This window comes from Pseudomonas sp. S07E 245 (genome assembly GCF_019599025.1).
Lineage (GTDB): Bacteria > Pseudomonadota > Gammaproteobacteria > Pseudomonadales > Pseudomonadaceae > Aquipseudomonas > Aquipseudomonas shirazensis.
In genome coordinates this window covers 1,680,312-1,702,338 of record NZ_CP080625.1, presented here as the reverse complement: position 1 = coordinate 1,702,338, position 22,027 = coordinate 1,680,312, and the positions used below count along the sequence as shown (strand labels likewise).

Genomic DNA, 22,027 nt, shown 5'->3' with positions numbered 1-22,027 from the left:
AAGGTAAATGCCCTGTAAAGCTGCTTTGCTAAACCGATATCAGTGCTTATCGTTCACCCTCCCAAGTCGCCGTTTCCGAACAAGGTTCGTTCAAGCCATGCAAGCTCCTGTCTCCCGCTCCCCCCGTCGCTGGCTGTTTGGCCTGCTGATCCTGGTCCTGGTGGCCCTGTTGGCCTGGTGGCTGTGGCCTGCCGCGTCGACGCCCAAGGATCAAGCCGGGCGCGCAGGCAAGAGCGGCCGGCCTGGTTTTGGCAGTTCTGCCGAGGCCGTGCCAGTGCGGGTAGAGCCGGTGCAGGTGGGCGACTTCCCGCTGTACTACAAGGCCCTGGGCACCGTGACCGCCAACAACACGGTCAACGTGCGCAGCCGCGTCGCCGGTGAGCTGGTCAAGGTCCACTTCAAGGAAGGCCAGCAGGTCAAGGCCGGCGACCTGCTGGCCGAGATCGACCCGCGCAGCTACCGCATCGCTTTGCAGCAGGCCGAAGGCACCCTGGCGCAGAATCAGGCGCAGCTGAAAAACGCCCAGGTTGACGTGGCCCGCTATAAAGGCCTGTACGCCGAAGACAGCATCGCCAAACAGACCCTGGACACCGCCGAGGCGCAGCTGGCGCAGTTCCAGGGCCTGATCAAGACCAATCAGGCCGCAGTCAGCGACGCCCGGCTCAACCTCGACTTCACCCAGATCCGCGCACCGATCAGCGGCCGCCTGGGCTTGCGTCAGCTCGACCTGGGCAACCTGGTCGCGGCCAACGACACCACGGCGCTGGTCGTGATCACCCAGACCGAGCCGATCAGCGTCGCCTTCACCTTGCCGGAAACCGAATTGACCACCGTGCTCGAGCGCTATCGCAGCGGCGCTGTTCTGCCCGTCGAGGCCTGGGACCGCAACGAGAGCAAGCTGCAGTCCAGTGGCGTGCTCGGCAGCCTGGACAACCAGATCGACACCACCACTGGTACTCTCAAGTTCAAGGCGAGCTTTGCCAACAAGGATCAGGCGCTGTTCCCCAACCAGTTCGTCAACGTGCGCCTGCTCGCCGACACCCTCAAACAGGTGGTCATGGCCCCAGCGGCTGCGATCCAGTTCGGCAACGATGGCAGCTTTGCCTATGTGGTCAACGCAGAGAGCAAGGTCAATATCCGCAAACTGAAGGTTGGCCCGAGTGATGGCGAGCGCAGTGTGATCCTCGACGGCCTGGTCGCCGGTGACCGCTTGGTACTGGAAGGTACCGATCGCCTGCGTGAAGGCAGCGCGGTAGAAGTGGTGGAGGACAGCTCGCAAGTACCGACCACCCCCGGTCAGCATCTGCAAGGCCAGGATGGCAGCGGCACCAGCGAGGCTGGCACGTCGGGCAAGGCGGGCGCATGAACCTCTCGCGGCTGTTCATCCTGCGCCCGGTCGCCACCACGCTGAGCATGCTGGCGTTGGTCCTGGCTGGCCTGATTGCCTACAAGCTGTTGCCGGTAGCGGCCTTGCCCCAGGTCGATTACCCGACCATCCGGGTCATGACTCTATATCCCGGTGCCAGCCCGCAGGTCATGACCAGCGCCGTCACTGCGCCGCTGGAACGCCAGTTCGGGCAGATGCCGGGCCTGACCCAGATGGCCTCGACCAGCTCCGGCGGCGCCTCGGTGCTGACCCTGCGCTTCAGCCTCGACATGAACATGGACGTTGCCGAGCAACAGGTGCAGGCCGCGATCAACGCCGCCAGCAACCTGTTGCCCAGCGACCTGCCAGCGCCGCCGGTTTACAACAAGGTCAACCCGGCTGATACGCCGGTACTGACCCTGGCAATCTCGTCCAAGACCATGCCGTTGCCCAAGCTCAACGATCTGGTCGATACCCGGGTTGCGCAGAAGCTTGCCCAGATCAGCGGTGTGGGCATGGTCAGCATTGCCGGCGGCCAGCGCCAGGCCGTGCGGATCAAGGTCAACGTCGATGCCCTGGCGGCCAACGGCCTCAACCTGGAAGACGTACGCACCTTGATCGGCGCGTCCAACGTCAACCAGCCCAAAGGTAACTTCGACGGCCCCACCCGGGTGTCGATGCTTGATGCCAACGACCAGCTGCGCTCCCCCGAGGAATACGCCAACCTCATCCTCGCCTACAACAATGGTGCACCGCTGCGCCTGAAAGACGTGGCTGAAATCGTCGATGGCGCCGAAAACGAACGCCTCGCGGCGTGGGCCAACGAGAACCAGGCCGTGCTGCTGAATATTCAGCGTCAGCCCGGCGCCAACGTCATCGAAGTGGTCGACCGCATCAAGGACCTGCTGCCGTCGATCACCGACAACCTGCCGGCAGGCCTGGATGTGATGGTGCTGACTGACCGCACTCAGACCATCCGCGCTGCGGTTACCGATGTACAGCACGAGTTGCTGATTGCCATCGTGCTGGTGGTGATGGTGACGTTCGTGTTCCTGCGCCGGGTCAGTGCCACCATCATCCCGTCGATTGCCGTACCGCTGTCGCTTATCGGTACTTTTGGTGTCATGTATCTGGCGGGTTTTTCCATCAACAACCTGACGTTGATGGCGCTGACCATCGCCACCGGCTTTGTCGTCGATGACGCAATCGTCATGCTAGAGAACATTTCCCGCCATATCGAGGAGGGCGAGACGCCGATGCAGGCCGCGCTCAAGGGCGCCCGGCAGATTGGCTTCACCCTGATCTCGTTGACCTTCTCGCTGATTGCCGTCCTCATCCCGCTGCTGTTCATGGCTGACGTGGTCGGCCGCCTGTTCCGCGAGTTCGCCATCACTCTGGCGGTGGCGATCCTGATTTCGCTGGTGGTATCGCTGACCCTGACGCCGATGATGTGCGCCCGCTTGCTCAAGCGCGAGCCCAAGGAAGAAGAGCAGAGCCGTTTCTATCGCGCCAGCGGCGCCTGGATTGACTGGTTGATCGAGCACTACAGCCGCGGCCTGCGTTGGGTATTGCGCCACCAGCCGCTGACCCTGCTGGTTGCCATCGCCAGCATGGTGCTGACCGTGGTGCTGTACATGGCCGTGCCCAAGGGCTTCTTCCCGGTGCAGGACACCGGGGTGATCCAGGGCATCTCCGAAGCGCCGCAGTCGACCTCGTTCGCCGCCATGAGCGAGCGTCAGCAAGCGCTGAGCAAGATCATCCTGCAGGACCCTTCGGTGCAAAGCCTGTCGTCCTACATTGGCGTGGATGGCGACAACGCCACGCTGAACAGTGGCCGCTTGCTGATCAACCTCAAAGCCCACGGTGAGCGCGACGTCAGCGCCACTGAAGTGATCGCACGCCTGCAGCCGCAAGTCGACAAGCTGGTCGGTATCCGCCTGTTCATGCAGCCGGTGCAGGACTTGAGCATTGAAGACCGGGTCAGCCGTACCCAGTACCAGTTCAGTTTGTCGTCGCCAGACGCCGACATGCTCGCCACCTGGAGTGGCAAACTGGTTCAGGCCCTGCAACAGCGGCCCGAACTGCGCGACGTCGCCAGCGACCTGCAAGACCAGGGCTTGCAGGTGTACCTGGTGATCGATCGGGATATGGCCAGCCGGCTGGGCATCAACGTCTCGCAGATCACCAACGCGTTGTATGACGCCTTCGGTCAGCGGCAGATTTCCACCATCTACACCCAGGCCAGCCAGTATCGAGTGGTCCTGCAGTCGCAGAACGCCGCCAACATCGGCCCGGCGGCGCTGGAGTCGATTCACGTCAAGGCCAGTGATGGCGGTCAGGTGCGGCTGTCGGCACTGGCACGTATCGAGCAGCGCCAGGCGCAGTTGGCGATCTCCCACATCGGTCAGTTCCCGGCGGTGATGATGTCGTTCAACCTGGCACCCGGTGTGGCGCTGGGTGAGGCGGTGGCGGCGATCGAGCAGGTGCAGCAGGAGATCGCCATGCCGATTGGCGTGCAGACCCGCTTCCAGGGCGCTGCCGAGGCCTTCCAGGCATCCCTGTCGAGCACCTTGTTGCTGATTCTGGCGGCTGTGGTGACGATGTATATCGTGCTCGGCGTGCTCTACGAGAGTTACATCCACCCGATCACCATCCTCTCGACCCTGCCGTCGGCGGCGGTCGGCGCCTTGCTGGCGCTGCTGATCAGCGGCAATGACCTGGGCATGATCGCCATCATCGGCATCATCCTGCTGATTGGTATCGTCAAGAAGAACGCGATCATGATGATCGACTTTGCCCTGGAGGCCGAACGCAACCAAGGCATGACCCCACACGATGCGATCTACCAGGCGGCGCTTCTGCGCTTCCGGCCGATCCTGATGACTACGCTGGCGGCGTTGTTCGGCGCGGTGCCGTTGATGCTTGCCACCGGCTCCGGCGCCGAGCTGCGCCAGCCGCTGGGGCTGGTGATGGTTGGCGGGCTGCTGGTCAGCCAGGTTCTGACACTGTTCACCACACCGGTCATCTACCTGTACTTCGACCGCCTGGCCCAGCGCTGGCGGCCACGCGATGACGCCAAGCAGGCGCAAGCATGAACCTGTCCGGGCCATTCATTCGCCGGCCGGTCGCGACCATGCTGCTGAGCCTGGCGATCATGCTGCTGGGCGGGGTCAGTTTTGGTCTGCTGCCGGTGTCGCCGCTGCCGCAGATGGACTTTCCGGTAATCGTGGTCTCGGCCAACCTGGCCGGCGCCAGTCCCGAGGTGATGGCCTCCACCGTAGCCACGCCGCTGGAACGCAAGCTTGGTGCCATTGCTGGCGTTACCACCTTGACCAGCAGCTCCAACCAGGGCTCGACCCGGGTCATCATCGGTTTTGAGCAGGGCCGCGACATCGATGGTGCCGCGCGGGAAGTGCAGGCGGCGATCAACGCCACCCGCAACCTGCTGCCCAGCGGTATGCGCAGCATGCCCACCTACAAGAAGATCAACCCGTCGCAGGCGCCGGTGATGGTCATCGCGTTGACCTCCAGCGTGCTGCAGAAGGGGCAGCTGTACGACCTGGCCGATACCATTCTGTCGCAGAGCCTGGCCCAGGTCAGTGGAGTAGGGGAAGTGCAGATCGGCGGCAGCTCGCTGCCGGCGGTACGCATCGCGCTCGAGCCGCAGCTGCTCAACCAGTACAGCCTGTCGCTGGATGAGGTGCGCACGGCGGTGAGCAATGCCAACCAGCGTCGGCCGATGGGCTTTGTCGAGGATGCGGAGCGCAACTGGCAGGTGCGCGCCAACGATCAGCTGGAAAAAGCCAAGGACTATCAGTCGCTGGTGATTCGCCAGAAGGACGGCGCCATCCTGCGTCTGTCGGACGTCGGTACGGTCACCGATGGCGTCGAGAACCGCTACAACAGTGGTTTTTTCAACGACCAGAGCGCGGTGCTGCTGGTGATCAACCGGCAGAACAACGCCAACATCATCGAGACCGTGGCGCAGATCAAGCAGCAACTGCCCGCGCTGCAGTCGCTGTTGCCCGCCAGCGTCAAGCTGGACATCGCCATGGACCGCTCGCCGGTGATCAACGCGACGCTCAAGGAAGCCGAGCACACCTTGCTGATTGCTGTAGTGCTGGTGATCCTGGTGGTCTATCTATTCCTTGGCAACCTGCGTGCCTCGCTGATCCCAAGCCTTGCGGTGCCAGTGTCGTTGGTCGGCACCTTTGCGGTCATGTATCTGTGTGGCTTCTCGCTGAACAACCTGTCGCTGATGGCGCTGATCCTGGCCACCGGGCTGGTGGTCGACGACGCCATCGTGGTGCTGGAGAACATCTCCCGCCATATCGAGAACGGCCAGCCGCCCATGCGCGCGGCGTTTCTCGGCGCCAAAGAGGTGGGCTTTACCCTGCTGTCGATGAACGTCTCGCTGGTCTCGGTGTTCGTCTCGATCCTGTTCATGGGCGGCATCGTGCGCAGCCTGTTCCAGGAGTTCTCGATCACCCTGGCGGCGGCGATAATCGTCTCGTTGATCGTTTCGCTGACTCTGACGCCAATGCTCTGCGCGCGCTGGCTCAAGCCCCACGAGCAACAGCCCAACCGCCTGCAGCGCTGGAGCGACCGCCAGCATCAGCGCATGGTCGCCGGGTACGACCGCAGCCTGGGTTGGGTCCTGCGCCATCGTCGCCTGACCTTGTTCAGCCTGTTGTTGACCATCGGCGTCAATGTGCTGCTGTATGTGGTGGTACCCAAGACCCTGATGCCACAGCAGGACACCGGCCAACTGATGGGTTTTGTGCGTGGCGACGACGGCCTGTCGTTCAGCGTGATGCAGCCGAAAATGGAAATCTACCGGCGGGCGCTGCTGGCTGACCCGGCGGTGCAAAGCGTGGCCGGCTTCATCGGCGGCAACAGCGGCACCAACAATGCCATGGTGCTGGTGCGCCTGAAGCCGATCAGCGAACGCAAGATCAATGCCCAACAGGTGATCGAGCGCCTGCGCAAGGAGCTGCCCAAAGTACCCGGCGGGCGCTTGTTCCTCATGGCCGACCAGGACCTGCAGCTGGGCGGCGGTGGCCGCGACCAGACCTCTTCGCAGTACCTGTACACCCTGCAGAGCGGTGATCTGGCTGCGCTGCGCGAGTGGTTCCCCAAGGTCACCGCGGCGATGCGCGCGCTGCCCGAGCTGACCGCCATCGACGCCCATGACGGTGCCGGCACTCAGCAGGTAACGCTGGTGGTCGATCGTGATCAGGCCAAGCGCCTGGGCATTGATATGGAGATGGTCACCACGGTGCTCAACAACGCCTACAGCCAGCGGCAGATCTCGACCATCTACGACAGCCTCAACCAGTATCAGGTAGTGCTGGAGATCAATCCCAAGTATGCCTGGGACCCAAGCACGCTGGAGCAAGTCCAGGTGATCACCGCCGACGGCGCGCGGGTGCCGTTGTCAGCCTTTGCCCGCTACGAGAACAGCCTGGCCAACGACCGAGTCAGCCACGAGGGTCAGTTCGCCTCGGAAGACATCGCTTTTGACGTGGCCGAGGGCTACAGCACCGATCAGGCCATGGCCGCGGTCGAGCGGGCAGTGGCCCGGCTGGGCCTGCCGGAAGACGTGATCGCCAAGCTTGGCGGTACCGCCGACGCGTTCAGCAAGACTCAGGAAGGGCAGCCGCTGATGATCCTCGGCGCCTTGGTGCTGGTGTATCTGGTGCTGGGGATTCTCTATGAAAGCTACATCCACCCGCTGACCATCCTCTCGACCCTGCCATCTGCTGGCGTGGGTGCACTGCTGGCGATGTACGTAACAGGCGGCGAGTTCAGCCTGATCTCGCTGCTGGGGCTGTTCCTGCTGATCGGCGTAGTCAAGAAAAACGCCATCCTCATGATCGACCTGGCTCTGCAACTGGAGCGCAACGAAGGCCTATCGCCGGAAGAGTCGATCCGGCGTGCTTGCCTGCTACGCCTGCGCCCGATCCTGATGACCACCATTGCCGCCATCCTCGGCGCCTTGCCGCTGTTGCTGAGCAATGCCGAAGGCGCCGAGATGCGCCAACCGCTGGGCCTGACGATTATCGGCGGGCTGGTCTTCAGCCAAGTGCTGACGCTTTATACAACGCCTGTGGTCTACCTCTACCTCGATCGCCTGCGTCACCGATTCAACCATTGGCGCGGTGTACGTACCGACGCTGCACTGGATACCCCGCTATGAATTTTGCCCAAACTCCGCTTCACCGTGCCTTGCAGCTGCTGGGCCGCGGCCGTGGCTCGCGCCTGTTTGGCGCCAGCCTCTGCGTGCTGATGCTCAGTGCCTGCACCTTGAGCCCGGATTACCAGCGGCCCGAGCTGAGCACGCCTGCCCAGTTCAAGCAGGCCGAAGGCTGGACTCAGGCCAAACCGTCGGATGCGATTGCCCGTGGCGCCTGGTGGGAGCTGTACGGTGATGCCCAGCTCAACAGCCTGGTCGAGGAGCTCAACCGCAGTAACCAGACCGTTGCCCAGTACGAAGCGCAGTATCGTCAGTCCACCGCATTGATCCGCAGCAGCCGCGCCTCGTTGTTCCCCAGCCTCGATCTGTCGGCAGGCAAGAACCGCTCGGCGCAGGGCACCGGTAGCAGTAGCTCGAGCCTGTCGAACAACAGCAGCGGTATCCGCAACACCTACACCACCCAGCTTGGGGTGAGCTGGGAGATCGACCTGTGGGGCAAGCTGCGGGAAACCCTCAATGCCAACGAAGCCAGTGCCGAGGCGAGCTTTGCCGAGCTGGCAGCGATGCGCCTGAGCTTGCAGTCGGAGCTGGTGCAGAACTACCTGCAACTGCGTGTGATCGATGAGCAGAAGCGCTTGCTCGAGGCCACCGTGGCCGCTTACGAGCGCTCGTTGAAGATGACCGAAAACCAGTACCGAGCTGGCGTGTCCGGGCCGGATGCGGTCGCCCAGGCGCGCACCCAGCTCAAAAGCACCCAGGCCGACCTGATCGACCTGATCTGGCAGCGCGCCCAGTATGAGAACGCAATTGCCGTGCTGATGGGCAAGGCCCCCGCGGACTTTGCCCTGGCTGACAGCAAGTCGATCCCGGCGCTGCCGCAGGTGCCGCTGGCGCTGCCTTCGCAATTGCTCGAACGGCGCCCTGACATTGCTTCGGCGGAGCGCAATGTTATGGCTGCCAACTCGAGCATCGGCGTGGCCCGCGCGGCGTATTTCCCGGACTTGAGCCTGAGCATGAGCGGCGGCTACTCAAGCAGCAGCTTCAGCAACTGGATCGAGCTGCCGAACCGCTTCTGGTCGGTCGGACCGTCATTGGCCATGACCTTGTTCGATGCCGGTAAACGCAGCGCCGAAGTGGACCGCACCGTCGCGGTGTACGACCAGACCGTGGCGCAGTATCGGCAGACCGTGCTCGATGGCTTCAGGGAGGTGGAAAACTACCTGGTCCAGCTCAAGGTCTATGGCGATGAAGCAGTCGTACGCCAGGAAGCGCTGGAGGCCGCACGCCAGTCGCTGCGCCTGACCGAAAACCAGTACCGGGCCGGCCTGATTGGCTACCTGGACGTGGTCAATGTGCAGGCCACTGCGCTGAGCAACGAACGCAGCGTGCTCAATTTGCTGCAAGGGCGGCTGATCGCCAGCGTGCAATTGATCGCCGCGTTGGGTGGCGGTTGGGATAGTCAGCAGGCGTTCAGCCAAGCGCAACAACAGGGCGAATCCGACTAGGGTTTGACGCCGTGAAAGCGGCGTTTTCCCCGGTTTGGACGCGCCCGTTCTGCATGCTGGCATTCTTATGGCCCAGTCCCGCGAAATGCCGTGCGTTTCGCCAAGGCTTGAGTACAATCAGCGGCTTTTCCGGGCCCTCCCTGCGCCCGATGCCGGAACCCCCATGCTAATCGGTAGTTATTCCCCCGCGCTGGTGTTGATCTCACTGTGCGTGGCTATTCTTGCGTCCTATACCGCTCTGGACCTGACCGGGCGCATTGCCACGGCCAAGGGGCGTGCCGTTCATCTGTGGATGTGCGGCGGGGCGCTGGCGATGGGCAGCGGGGTCTGGTCGATGCATTTCATCGGTATGCTCGCCTTCAGCCTGCCGATCGACCTGGGCTACGACCTGACTCTGACACTGGTGTCGTTGCTGATCGCGGTGCTGTCCTCAGGTTTTGCCCTGTGGTTGATCAACCAACCCAGCCTGCCTCTGCTGCAACTGGCCTGCGGCGCGTTGATCATGGGCACCGGCATCAGCAGCATGCATTACATGGGCATGGCCGCGATGCGCATGCAACCAGGGATCGATTACGATCCCCAGTTGTTCAGCGCTTCACTGGCGATTGCGGTATGTGCATCCGCAGCAGCGCTGTGGATCGCATTCCGCCTGCGCCGGCAGACCCCTTACGTGCGGCAAATCCGCGGCGCTGCGGCCGTGCTGATGGGCATTGCGATCGTTGGCATGCACTACACCGGCATGGCCGCGGCAAGCTTTCCTGAGGGCAGTTACTGCGGCGCGCTTGGCACAGGCCTGAAAGGCGATGGTCTGGTCTACCTGGTACTGATCACCACCCTCGCCGTGATTGCAGTGGCCTTGCTCACGTCGGTGCTGGATGCACGCCTGATTGCGCGGACTACCGAACTCGCCCGCTCGCTGACGCTGGCCAACCAGGAGCTGACCCAGCTGACCCTGCACGATATCCTCACCGGCCTGCCCAATCGCACGCTGTTGGCTGACCGCATCGAGCAGGCCATCGGCAAGGCGAGCGAGCAGGGCACCTGCTTTGCCCTGATGTTCATCGACCTGGACGGGTTCAAGCCAGTCAACGATGCCTTCGGCCATCATGTCGGCGACCAGTTGCTCAAGGCCGTGGCCGAGCGCCTGCGTGGCCACTTGCACAGCCAGGACACGCTGGCGCGCATCGGTGGCGATGAGTTTGTGCTGCTGGTCGAGCTGCAAGAGCCGGGTGACGCAATGGGCGTCGCAATCAAGCAGGTGAACCTGGTGTCGCGGCCGTATCGAGTGGCGGAACACGACCTGCAGTTGACTGCCAGTATTGGTATCGTGCTTTATCCAGGCAACGGCATGGATCAGCACGAGCTGCTGCGCAACGCCGATGCGGCGATGTACCACGCCAAAAACGCTGGCAAGAACGGCTACAGCTTTTTCGACGTCTCGATGAACAGCGATGCACGCCAGCAGTTGCAGTTGCTGCAGGACTTGCGTGTCGCGCTGCAACAGGGCCAGTTCCGCCTGCATTACCAGCCCAAGTTCGACGCCGTCCGGCGGGTGCCGATCGGTGCCGAAGCCTTGCTGCGCTGGGAGCATCCGCAACATGGCCTGCTGTACCCGGACCGCTTCATCAGCCTGGCCGAGAAAACCGGGCTGATCATTCCAATCGGTGAATGGGTGCTTGGCGAAGCCTGTCGGCAGATGCGTCAATGGCTCGAGCAGGGGCATAAAGACTGGCGCATCGCGGTAAATCTGTCGGCCATCCAGTTTTGCTACGCCGGTCTGGTCGACGGGGTTGCCCAGACATTGCAGCGCAATCAGCTGCCCGCCAACAACCTGACCCTGGAGATCACCGAGACCACCGCCATGCGTGACGCGGATGCCAGCCTGCTGGTATTGCAGAGGCTGTCCGATATGGGCGTGGATATTTCCATCGACGATTTCGGTACCGGCTACTCGAGCCTGATGTACCTCAAACGTCTGCCGGCCAATGAGCTGAAGATCGATCGCGGCTTCGTCCGCGACCTGGAGCATGACAGCGACGATGCAGCGATCGTCTCGGCAATTGTGGCTCTAGGCCAGGCGCTGGGCCTGCGTATCGTTGCCGAGGGTGTCGAGACCGACAGTCAGCAGGATTTTCTCACCCGTCTGGGCTGTGACTCGTTGCAGGGTTATCTGATGGGCCGACCGGTGCCGGCAGAGCAATTCATGGCAGGGCTCGCGCCGCGCGAAGCGCCTCGGGTCAGCTAGACCGCAGTGCGGAGGACAAAGGAGGGGATGAAAGCGGCCATTGCATCTTCGACAGCTTCAATGATGCGCTCGACATCGCTGGCGGCCATGATCGCGCTGCAGGGGATACCGGCGATGGCCAGCACGGTTTCGCCCGACTCGCGATCGAACAGGCGCACAATCATGCTGCGCGGGGCATCCATGCTGGCTTCAAAGCCCAAAGGATGGAAGTGCCAGCGCATCACCTGGCAAGCATTGGGAAACGTCATCTTGTTCATGCTTGCCTCCTCGACCTTGTGTAGGAAAGGGTTGAGTGTTGCGCTGTCAATTGGTGTCAAGGACTGTAACCTTAGCACCTGAGGCGGTAGTTTCTCGTACAAAAGATGACATTTATACCAATGCTTGACCTCGGTCACGGCTAGCGCATTGAGGCAAACGTTTTCGTCGGCATATTCAGCCCAACAAGCCCGCGGCGATATTGATGGTGATCCCCAGAATCGCCGTATTGAAGACAAAACCCACCAGAGATTGCGCCAGAACCACCCGGCGGATGCCGCGGTCGGCAACGCCGACGTCGGAGGTCTGGACGGCCACGCTGAGGGTGAAAGCGAAGTAGTGGAAGTCCCAGTAGTCCGGTTTGCGCTCGCCATCGGCAAAGCGCAGGGGCGGTTCTGGCAGTGCCGAGGTGTAGAACAGTCGCGCGTAATGCAGGCTGAAGATGCAGCCGATCAGCAGCCAGGAGCCGGCTACGGTCAGCCCGGTGTACAGGTAGTGCACCGTCAACTCGCTACCGTGCAGGTCTTGCCTGGCTGCCAGTTGCAGTACCACTGCAGCCAGGCTGGCAATTGCCGCCAGGCAGACCGCGAACAGCACCAGGCCGGCATTCTCGTCTTCGATCTGCGCGACCTGGCGAACCTTGGCCGGTGTGGCCCGCCAGCTGAGCCACAGCACCAGCAGCACATACAGCCAGACACCCAGGTTCCAGCCGGCCAGCAGGTGCTGGATCAGGGTTTCGGCCGGAATCAACCAGCCGCCAACCAGCCCGGCAAGGGTGGCGATCGTCAGGCGAGGGTGAGAGCGGGTCAGACGGTGCAGTGCCATAGGGCCTCGCTGGCAGGGGCGGTGAGCTTTACTTTAGCGCTTTGGGCTGGCGCGGTGCATAACATCGCAAGCGTCGGTGCACACGGGCACTTGCTGGTCAGCAACGGCGTGGTGTTTCCGGTACCATCAGGGCAGCTCGAAGGGCCAAACCTGTTGCATATCAAGATGATGGCATTGATTGCAGCTTGAAGTTCAAGGAATAGGATTCATGTTTTGACCGATTCTCTGCAAAACCCCCTGTTGCAGTATCTCGCCCGGCTGGCGCCTTCCAGTCAGCTGACCATGCGCTACATTCTGCAGGACGCCGCCGACCGGCTCGGCTTCATCGACTGTGATATCGCCGACGTGTCCTGGCACCGGCTTGAGCCTGGGCACATCATCGCCCTGGTCGCGGCGCTGCGCACAGACGGTTACGCGCCCAATACCTCTTCGCTGTACGTCAATGCCGTGCGTGGGGTGATGAACGAAGCCTGGCGCCAGGGCTTGATAGGGCATGAACAGCTGCTGCGCATGCGTGAGGTCAAACCGGCGACCGGCAGCCGGCTGCCGCCCGGGCGCAATCTGCGGCGCAGCCTGATTCGTGAACTGATGGATGCCTGCGCCGCCGACTCGCGGCCGCAAGGTGTGCGGGACGCTGCGATCATTGCACTGCTGTACGGCACCGGCATGCGCAAGTCCGAGTCGGTGGATATCAACCTGGCGCAGGTCGATTTCACCGAGCGCAGTTTGCAGGTAGTGGGCAAGGGCAACCGGCAGTTGGTCAAGTACGCACCGGCCTGGGCGTTCGAAAAACTCCAGGCGTGGCTGGACTTGCGCCGTGAGCAGCTACCTGTCGGCGAAGCCGATGATGAGTTCCTGTTCAATCGCATCCGCCGCGGCAACCACATCACCCGCGCGCGCATCACCAAGCATGCGATCTATTACATCGCTCGCCAGCGCGGCGCGCAGGTCGGGGTCAAGATTATGCCGCATGATTTTCGCCGGGCGTTCATTACCCGGGTCATTGAAGAGCATGATCTGTCGATTGCGCAGAAGCTGGCCCACCATGCCAATATCCAGACCACGGCGGCCTACGACCGCCGCGATGACAACGAGCGGCGCAGGGCGGTGGATCGGTTCGACTACTGAGGCGTTTGGCTATGCAGGTCAGGCGACGTCGATCAGCACGATTTCGCTGTCTTCCAGCGCCGTCACGGTCAGCACCGGCTCTTGCTCGATGGCCAGACCATCACGCGTCTCCACCCGCACGCCGTTGACCTCGATACTGCCTTTGGCGGGTACCAGATAGCCCCGGCGGCCTTCATCGAAGCTGTAGCGTGCGGTTTCACCGGCCCTTAAGGTGGCGGCTACCAATCTTGCGTCGGCACGGATCTGCAAACTCTGCTCGTCGCCGCTGCGACCGCTGGCCAGGGTCACAAAGCCTTCACCGCGTTCGCCTTTGGGAAACGGGCGAACGTCCCAGGCCGGTGCTGCGCCAACACGTTCAGGGATGATCCAGATCTGAAAAATCCGCGTGTCGACCTTCTCCAGGTTGTACTCGCTGTGGACGATGCCGCTGCCAGCACTCATGACCTGCACATCGCCGGCCTCGGTACGGCCCTTGTTACCCAAGCTGTCCTCGTGGCTGATCGCCCCTTCACGGACGTAGGTGATGATCTCCATGTCCCGATGCGGATGCGGCGGGAAGCCGCTGCCGGCGGCGATCAGATCGTCATTCCAGACCCGCAGGTTGCCCCAGTGCATGCGCGTTGGGTCGTAGTATTCAGCGAATGAAAAATGATGATGAGCATCGAGCCAGCCGTGATTGGCGTGGCCCAGGCTGGCAAAAGGTCTGAGGTGCAGCATGACAGTCGGCTCCCTGAATAGCGTTGGATGGACGCCATGATGCAGCTAAAAAGAATCGAATATAAGCGTAAATAACGGCTTAAAACCATCGTCTTAGCCGATGTATAGAGCTGCAGTCAATTATGCGATTCATCGGCTAATAGGCTGATGTGCAAGCAATTGCTGGCGATTTTTACGCGTTGCAGCCACCATAAGCCGATGTATTGATCGCACTGGAGTGACCGTGTCGCACGAGCTTCCCCAAAGCCCCGCCCAACTGATTCCACCTGCCCAGTTGCCCTGGTTGCGCCGTTTGGCCGCACGACTGTTGGGCCGAGGCTTGAGCCGGCTGCAAGCGCAGCACCGCGACTCGTGGTTTCTCGGCCACGCCACCGGGCAGCGCAGTGGCCATGTCGATGGCTTGCGCGAGGGCTTTGAGCAGGGCCGCGCCGAGGGTTATGAAGCCGGCCGGCAGGTACTGGTGATTCGTGATACCCGTCCAGAGCAGGGCGCAGGCCCCGGGCAGGACAACAACCTGTTCGACGACTGGCGTTTGCCGGTCACTGCTGAACTGAAAAAGCGTTTCAAGGCTGATGTTGCCCAGCGTCTGCCCGCAGCTGCACAGCCCAGCGCCGCGCAGTGGAAGCTGATCTTCAGCGACACACCGTCGACCTGTGTGGTGGCGGGCGCAGGCGCTGGCAAGTCGACTTCGCTGGTCTTGCGCATCTTGTTGTTGCGCCACTACCTGGGCTACGAGCTGGATGCGATGACCGTGGTGACCTTTACCCGCGAGTCACGGCTGGATTTCATCAAGCGTCTGCAGCAGGTCTTCGACCACTGGCAGATCAGCCTGGCGCCCGCTGCAGCCCGTGAGCTGGTGCGTACTTTTCATTCGCGTATCCTGCCGCTGGTGCGCAGCCTGCCGGGCTTTGGCCAGCTCCGCGCATTCGAGAACCTGGGCAACGACAACGAGGGTCTGAGCGAAGCCGATAGCAACCCATTCGATCTGCGCCTCAATGATGCCCAGCGCCAGCAACTGAACAGCTGCTACAGCGACCTGCTTGGGGGCAGTCCGCGCTTTGCCGAGCTGATCTCAGCTCTGCGCCGCGAGGCCTTGCAGCTCAAGCCGTTGGACCCGGATCACCCGGATGTGCAAAAGCGCGCGCAAGTGACCCAACTGGCTGCTCAGCGCGATGAAGAACTGTGTGATGTGATTGAGGATCTGTGGTTCGGCGCGGGCGCCTGGCCGATCAAGGGCATCGAGCCTTGCCGCGAAACGGTGCAGATCCGCGGTAGCCAGTTTCACGTGCACGGCCGCCTGGCTGGGCAGGACGCCCTGGTGGTACTTGGCTTTGATCCAAGCGAAAGCGCCCAGTACCAGCGTCGCGGGGCCAAGCTTACCGTCCGTGCAGAATGGGCGGTGAAGCGCACCCTGTTTCAAGCATTCTGCGATAAGCCACTGATTTGGCTGGATAACTACGCGAGCGCCAAGCGTTTGGCTGCCACTTTGGCAGGTGATGCGGTGGCTGGTCCGGGCTTTGAGTACAAGGTCAATGGCGAGCTTGCCCCGGCGCCTTTGCTCGATGCATTTGTCAGCGCCGCCGGCTTTATCGAGAACCTCGGCCTGGATGTCAGCGCCGCTGTGAGCGCCATGAGTTTCCCTCCCGGCGATAACGATGCGGTGTTTTTCGAGGCGCTGGCGTTGTTCTGGAAAGCGCTGGAGTCACATCTGTTGGCGCAGTCTCCACCGGTGATGAGCTACAACCGCATGTTCGCCTTGTTTGGCGAGAACAACCCAGAAAATCTGCGGCTGTTGCCCGATCCATTGCTGCGCCCGTTGGCGCACCTGATGATTGACGAGTTTCAGGATGTCTCGCCACAGATCGTCAGCTGGTTGCGAGCCAGCCTCGCGGAGATTCGACGGCGCGGCCCAGCCATGCATGTCGCACGCAACGCCCAGCATGCATCACTGATGTGTGTGGGTGATGATTGGCAGTCGATCTACGGCTGGCGAGGCAGTTCGCCCAAGTACTTCATCGAATTCAGCAAGACGTTCCCGTCGCCGGCGAACACGCGGGTGATGCTTATCGACAATTACCGCAGTCAGCAGCACGTGATCGATGCGGCAGAGCACATGGTCAAGGGCACCGCGGCGATCGCCGGTAAGAAAGCCCGGGCCAGTGGCCCCGCGGCAAGCCTGCCATTGTCGCCGGTCAAGGTGCTTGAGCGGGATGAGGCTGCGCTTGGTCAGACGGTGATCGAGCACTATAAACGCGGCGAATCAGTGATGATACTGTTTCGAAAAAGCAGCGATAAGCTTCTGATTTCAGAGCATATAAAAGAAGTATGCGCGATGGATGCGAGTGTGCCGGCAGCGCAACGTCGACTGCGTCAGCTGACCTACCACAGCGCCAAGGGGCTGCAGGCCGATACGGTATTCATGCTCGGGGACTGTCAGTATCTGACCAGCTCTCCATACAAGAATCAGGTCTATCGTCTGGCTGGGCTAGGCCGCGCCGGTGATGCGCAGGCATTTGATACGGCGCAGAAGGAAGAGGTGCAGCGGCTTGCCTATGTCGCCATGACCCGAGCGGTCAGACACTGCTATTGGCATGTCGAAGCGGCCCGCAGCGAAACCGCAAAACTGCCGCGGGCGGCTACCCAGGTAGATGGCCGGCAGGCCTTCTTCGAAGACCTGCGCGGCAGTTAGCAGCGTCAGGCGGTGGTGCTTTCCAGGCTCCGGGTAATGCTCTCGAACAAGCCTTGCTCAACGGCTTTCTGCTCCAGTAGCAGTGCATCGATCGCGGTTTGATACTGAGCCGAGTTCAGCGGGATCCTCAGCAGATTGCCGCTTGTGTCCAGCAAGGGTAGGCCCAGCGCCGTCTGCAATGTATTGATGACCGATGCCGAGAGCTGGGTGACCGGCTCGTTGCTTTCGTCCAGGCAGTAGTCGATGTAGTCGAGCCCGGCACGCCAGTAGTCGGTCAACGCCAGGAACTGATCAGCGTTTTGCCGGCGCACGCTATGTTCCCACGCTGGTTGCTCCAGCAACCAGCTGTGCCGGGCCTGAGTGTCCAGATCAAGGCGGCGGACTTCGTTGGCTACGTTGCTGCGGATTTGCGCGTTGAGCATCGCTATCTGTTCGTACAGCATGCCGCTGCTCGGTTCCGGATAGTCGAGAACGGGCGCCAGTTGCTGACGCAAGGCCAGGCGAATCTCGATGTCGTCGATCAGCCCTGCATGCAGCTCCAAGTCCGGTGCGGCGTTGACGTCGTCGAGCGGGTCCAGCGCTGGCAGGTTGACCTCGTCACCGGTGAGGTCGGCTTCTTGCAGCGCGGCCTTGCGCAAGGTGCGACGCAGCGCGATGCGGTCGGCCAGCGCGTCGACCTGAGCACGCCTGAACAACTTGCGGTAGAGCTGCAACTGAGTTGCCAGAGGGCTTTCACTGCGGCTGGCAAGGTGAGTGAGTACTTCGATTTCCAGTGCACTGAAGCCATCCGTGCCGGCATCCCCACACGTTGGCGGGAACGCCTGGGCGACCTCGTCGAGCGATTGACGCAGCGCGCTGTCTGCCGCAGCTTGCTCGAGCAATGCCCAGACGCGCTTGGCCAGCGCCTCAGGCTGACGACGCGCTTCGGCAGACTGCACCAGTCGTTCCAGCACCCCGGACAGTTCAGTGTTCTCGCCATGCTCGAAGAGTGAGATCCAGAGTTGCTCCTGTGCCGGCGTGGCATTGCCTCGCCAGAACATTTGCCACTGCGCCACCTCTGCCTCGTGCTCGTAGGCGTTGACACCGATGTTGAGCAAGCGCGAGCGTGTCTCTGCCTCCAGGTTGTTATAGTTGAAACGCCAGATTCGCCCCGGCAAGCCCGCACCCAGGTCTCGAGCGTACGGCGTGCGCATCACCGCCGCGAGGTCCGGTACGGTGTGGATCCGATTGAATGACAGTTCCAGCTGGCGCAGCTGGTACTGTGGCTGGCTCATGAGGGTGGTCAAGCCCGGTGGCCAGGCCTGCAACTGACAGTGGCCCAGCGACAATTGATTCAAACGTGCCATGTAGCTCAAGTCAGGCGGCACACCCAGCGGGTTGAAGTCCAGATGCAGGGCCTGCAGGTTGATCAGGTTCTGGAAGGCCTCGGCCAATGCCTGATCGAGGACGATGCGGTTGTTGCTCAGTCTCAGTGCGTCGAGCCGCAGGGTGGCCAGAAAGGTCATCTGGGCATGATCCAGAGTGAGCTGGTTATAACCCAGATCGAGAATGCGCAGGCGACGCATGGCCCCCAGAACTTGATGTGCAGTGGTAGAGAGTTCACTCAGGGCGCAGCCGGAAATCTTCAGCTGGATCAGATCCGGAGCCCCACGCAGCGCGGTAAAAATCGCTTCGCCGGGCAGTTGCGGATGGCTAATCAAGGTCAGTTTTTCCAGCTTCGGGAAGTTTGCAAAGAAATCGGCGTGAAGTCGTTGCAACTGCAGACCGTCGATTTTCAACGAGCGAATGTGCGGGAAACGCGCGGTCAGTACCGGCAGCTCGGCCAAGCGAATGTGTTCAAGTCTCAACGTGCCGCGCTCGGCACCACCTTCACGGCGCCAGGAACGTTTCAACACCTCGGCGCAGTGCTGGCGCTCGTCACGTTCAAGGATGTCCGCTGCGGCATTGGTCCATCGTGCCAGTTCATGGTGCAGGGTCCGCTGCTCGGTTTGCAGCTGCTGAATGGCTGCTGCGAGGTTGTCGCCCTGGGCCAGTTCGGCTTGTAACTGGTTGATTTGGCTGCTGTCCAGCTCTGGGTATAGGGCTTGCAGTCGTCGTGCTGGAGTGGTTCCGCGCGGTCGTGGTACACCGCGACCACTGAGGGGATAGCCGATCCGCCCGTCTGCCAGGCGCAGTGGTGAACGCACGCGCGAGGGTAGCGGCTGTTGCCCGATCAGCTTGGCAGCCTGGGCACGGTCAGCTGCTGCCGCGCTGAACAGCTGCATGCCACGCAGTTCAGGTTGGCGGGCTTGCAGACCCTCGATCAACAGGCTGGTGTCGGTGTTGGCGAGAAACGGGCGATACAGGCCAAGAATCGCCCGATCGAGGCGCGCGCGTGCCTGCATCAGGCGTGCCTCCTCAAGCACACGCAGCGGAATACGCCCCGATTGAGCATTCATCTGCTGGCGTTCGACGCTGCTGGCGTGTGCTTCGATTTCTTCTGCAGCCACTCGGGGCAGGCCGGCAAATTGTCCGCGCAGGCGCGTGACCGCGGTCGTGGCTGGTGCCTGAGAACCGGGGTAAAGTTTGTCGAACACGTCCTGACGGCTGGCTTCGAGGTTGTCGGCCAACTGGTTCTGCAAGGCTTGCGCGCGCTCTGTTTCGGTCACGCTGGCGTCACTCAGGACGCTGGCATCTTCCATCTGCGACAGAACGACCTCGGCCAGCTCGCCGTTTTCCAGTTCACTGCGGCTGATCTGGATCACCACTTCACCCAAGGCTTGCGCCTGGGCTCTGTAGAAGGTCGACGCCCCCCAGCGTTCGCTGCCTTCGAAGACCTGAATGACATGATCCTGCGGCCAGCGGTGTAGCTGCACCAGCTCGGGCAGGGCGAAGTTGTAAGAGGCCGCCAGAGTGCGGGCGTTGCGTACGCTATCAATGATCTCGCTGACTTGTCGATCGGCTTCAAGGCGGGCCAAGGCATCTTCGAGCAGTGACGGCATCTTCTCGCCTGCCACATGCACGCGTTGCAGCACGCCGTCGTCAAGCCCCGTGCTGCGCCAGGCGCTGTCGAGGTCGGACGCACTCAATGATTCAGCCAAGCGGCCAAGCCGGCGCAGCAACGTCGGGCGATCCCACTCCAGTGGCGATTCGTGGGCCAGCCGCCAGGCTCCGCCGGCGCTACGCTCGAGCGCCGGTGAATACGCCTGGCGATTCTGCGGATGCAGTACCCGCCAGGCATCGTCCGCAGCTTGCTCCGTTTGATAAAGTGCTTGATCGATGCGTACGTAGGTCCGCCCGTCGAGGTGATACAGTCCCGCTTGATCGGGTGCCTGCAAGGCAGATATCTGGATGTCGCTGGCGTAGCCGGACAGGCTCGCATGCCAGAGTCGTTCTTCATCGCCCACGCGGATACTCTGCATTGCGTCGATAAAGCCGGAGGCCTTGAGGACAGCGCCACCGCCGCCGATTGCGCCGACGACCGCAATATTGAGCAGGACCGATTCCAGCTGCGCGATGGCCTCGGCGTTGTCGCCGTCTTCCCAGGCACTGATGCCCTGGAAAACACTGCCCATGATCTGCGCTGCGCCCAGCGTAAGCATGAGCGGGTTTAGCACCGGGATGAAGAAGGCGGCTACGTTAAGTATCGTCATGCCCATGTCCAACCAGTGGAGCAGTTGTTTCTCGCGCACGTTGGCGTCGATGTCGGCAGTGGGCACGGCAATGCTGCGCGCATCGCTCTTGAGCCTGGCCACGTGCCTCGCTTCGAGGGTTGACCAGGGTTGGCTGGGCAACGGCGTGAAGACGATATCCAGATGAACCGATCGCCGTGGGACCAGCGCCTGCCCGTCGTGGTCCTCGCTGTTCTCGTACAGTGCCCGCATGAGTTTGACCTTTAGCTGCGGTTGCTGGCTCTGAGGGACAAAAGCGAGCAAACGCTTGCGCACCTGCGGGTCGAGCAGTGCCTGCTTGAAGGCAGTGAAACTGTCTGCGATCGATGCATATTCCCTGATCTGATCTGTTGTCCCGGGGATGTACAGTATGGCCGGGCCGCCCTCGGCACTTCCCGCCCGAGAGATGAACATGACTTCGTGGATCGGTACGCCCAGCAGCAGGATCTGCGAGCATTGCAGTGCTTGGTCGGCGCTGGCGTTGTCAGCACTCAGCGCGTGCGCTGCGGCGGCGTTCTGACTGCTCAGCAGGCCTTTGAGCGAGGCAATGCGTGCCTGCAGTCGAAACTCGTCGCGGCGCGCCTTGATCGCGGCATCGCGGATCTGGCTGGCCTGCGTGCCGTCATAGACACTGCTCAAGTGATCTTGAAACTTCTGGCCCAGATCCAGCGCCCGGCAGTGCCCGATGAAGTCGGCAAGGCTCAGTTCCGGCAGGCCAGTGATCTGCTCTGCGCTGCTCTGCAGCCGGCTCAGGCGCGTGGTGTCCTCAAGCCCTTCAAAATTGTGCAGGGCAGCTTCAAGCAAACTGCGCAGTTGTGGTTGACCTTTGGCAATCACCGGCAACGGCGTGGTTGGCACGCTCGGCCCACCCGGCGGGACGGTCGGTTGCTCGACCTGCGTGGCTTGATAGACATACTGTGCCTGGTCAACCGAAGTGCTGATCGCAAGCCGCTGTTGCAGTAGCGGGCGGCAGAAGGTACTGATGCCCTTGAGCGGACTCAGCAACGCTTTCAGCATCTGCTGGCTGCGGTCGCGCTCAGCAACTGCCCGGCGAATGGCATCCTGCTCGATGGGCAGGGCCTTGGCGTACCACGGGTAAGGTGCGCCCGTGGAATCCAGATAGTCCTTGCGTGCGCGGGTGAGCACCTGTTTGACATGGTCAGGGTGCAGCTCCTTGCTCCAGGCGGGCAGGCTACGGACGATTTGCGCGTGATGAAACGGGGGGTTGCTCATGGTCGCACTCCTGTCGAATTGGAGCGCCATCGAACCCTACGGCAGATCGGCCCTGGCGGTATATAACGCTGTTCAGGCGCGACGTCTGTAGCCGGCTGGCGATCCCGGCAAAGGCGATTATGCTTGAGCTTACCTTGCTGCGATCCGAGGCGGTCTGCTTCGTCGTGCTTCGCGCAACCGTGATCCAAGAAAAGCCCAAGGGCCAGGGTGCGGTGCTC

General features: G+C 62.1%; 11 protein-coding genes. 7 read left to right on the top strand and 4 right to left on the bottom strand.

Annotated features, from left to right (window positions below; all coding sequences use genetic code 11):
• The first annotated feature begins 97 nt into the window (after positions 1–97).
• The 5 genes from K3F44_RS07605 (at position 98) to K3F44_RS07585 (ending at position 11,312) form a co-directional block, all read left to right on the top strand.
• On the top strand, positions 98–1,366 hold the full coding sequence (locus K3F44_RS07605; RefSeq protein ID WP_150569144.1) for an MdtA/MuxA family multidrug efflux RND transporter periplasmic adaptor subunit: 1,269 nt from the start codon (positions 98–100) through the stop codon (positions 1,364–1,366).
• Positions 1,363–4,461, top strand: coding sequence for an MdtB/MuxB family multidrug efflux RND transporter permease subunit (locus K3F44_RS07600; protein ID WP_150569145.1), 3,099 nt, complete (start codon positions 1,363–1,365; stop codon positions 4,459–4,461). The genes K3F44_RS07605 and K3F44_RS07600 overlap by 4 nt, the downstream gene beginning before the upstream one ends.
• Positions 4,458–7,565, top strand: a complete 3,108-nt coding sequence (locus K3F44_RS07595) for an efflux RND transporter permease subunit (protein ID WP_150571721.1) — start codon at positions 4,458–4,460, stop codon at positions 7,563–7,565. Before K3F44_RS07600 ends, K3F44_RS07595 begins: the two co-directional genes overlap by 4 nt.
• On the top strand, positions 7,562–9,067 hold the full coding sequence (locus K3F44_RS07590; protein WP_220633695.1) for an efflux transporter outer membrane subunit: 1,506 nt from the start codon (positions 7,562–7,564) through the stop codon (positions 9,065–9,067). Before K3F44_RS07595 ends, K3F44_RS07590 begins: the two co-directional genes overlap by 4 nt.
• 163 nt (positions 9,068–9,230) lie before the next feature.
• On the top strand, positions 9,231–11,312 hold the full coding sequence (locus tag K3F44_RS07585; RefSeq protein WP_220633694.1) for a bifunctional diguanylate cyclase/phosphodiesterase: 2,082 nt from the start codon (positions 9,231–9,233) through the stop codon (positions 11,310–11,312).
• Here the strand turns inward: K3F44_RS07585 and K3F44_RS07580 are convergent.
• Positions 11,309–11,569, bottom strand: coding sequence for a DUF1652 domain-containing protein (locus K3F44_RS07580; RefSeq protein ID WP_220633693.1), 261 nt, complete (start codon positions 11,567–11,569; stop codon positions 11,309–11,311). The two genes, K3F44_RS07585 and K3F44_RS07580, sit on opposite strands and share 4 nt — an antisense overlap.
• Before the next feature lie 175 nt (positions 11,570–11,744).
• Entirely contained in the window at positions 11,745–12,392 is a 648-nt protein-coding gene (locus K3F44_RS07575; RefSeq protein ID WP_220633692.1) for a DUF1345 domain-containing protein, read from the bottom strand.
• A gap of 213 nt (positions 12,393–12,605) precedes the next feature.
• Here K3F44_RS07575 and xerC point away from each other — a divergent pair, with 213 nt between their 5' ends.
• A complete protein-coding gene (xerC, locus tag K3F44_RS07570) occupies positions 12,606–13,520 on the top strand; it encodes a tyrosine recombinase XerC (RefSeq protein ID WP_220633691.1) in 915 nt (304 codons plus the stop codon).
• Positions 13,521–13,538: 18 nt separating this feature from the next.
• Here xerC and K3F44_RS07565 read toward each other — a convergent pair whose 3' ends face one another.
• Positions 13,539–14,237, bottom strand: a complete 699-nt coding sequence (locus K3F44_RS07565; protein WP_150569152.1) for a pirin family protein — start codon at positions 14,235–14,237, stop codon at positions 13,539–13,541.
• Between the two features lie 223 nt (positions 14,238–14,460).
• On the opposite strand from K3F44_RS07565, the gene K3F44_RS07560 reads away from it, so the two are divergent.
• Positions 14,461–16,926: a UvrD-helicase domain-containing protein gene (locus K3F44_RS07560; RefSeq protein WP_150569153.1), complete on the top strand. Its 2,466-nt coding sequence runs from the start codon at positions 14,461–14,463 to the stop codon at positions 16,924–16,926.
• Between the two features lie 5 nt (positions 16,927–16,931).
• Here the strand turns inward: K3F44_RS07560 and K3F44_RS07555 are convergent, their stop codons facing one another.
• Positions 16,932–21,809 carry an NEL-type E3 ubiquitin ligase domain-containing protein gene (locus K3F44_RS07555; protein ID WP_220633690.1) on the bottom strand — a complete coding sequence of 1,626 codons (4,878 nt, stop codon included), beginning with the start codon at positions 21,807–21,809 and terminating at the stop codon, positions 16,932–16,934.
• Between the last annotated feature and the right edge of the window lie 218 nt (positions 21,810–22,027).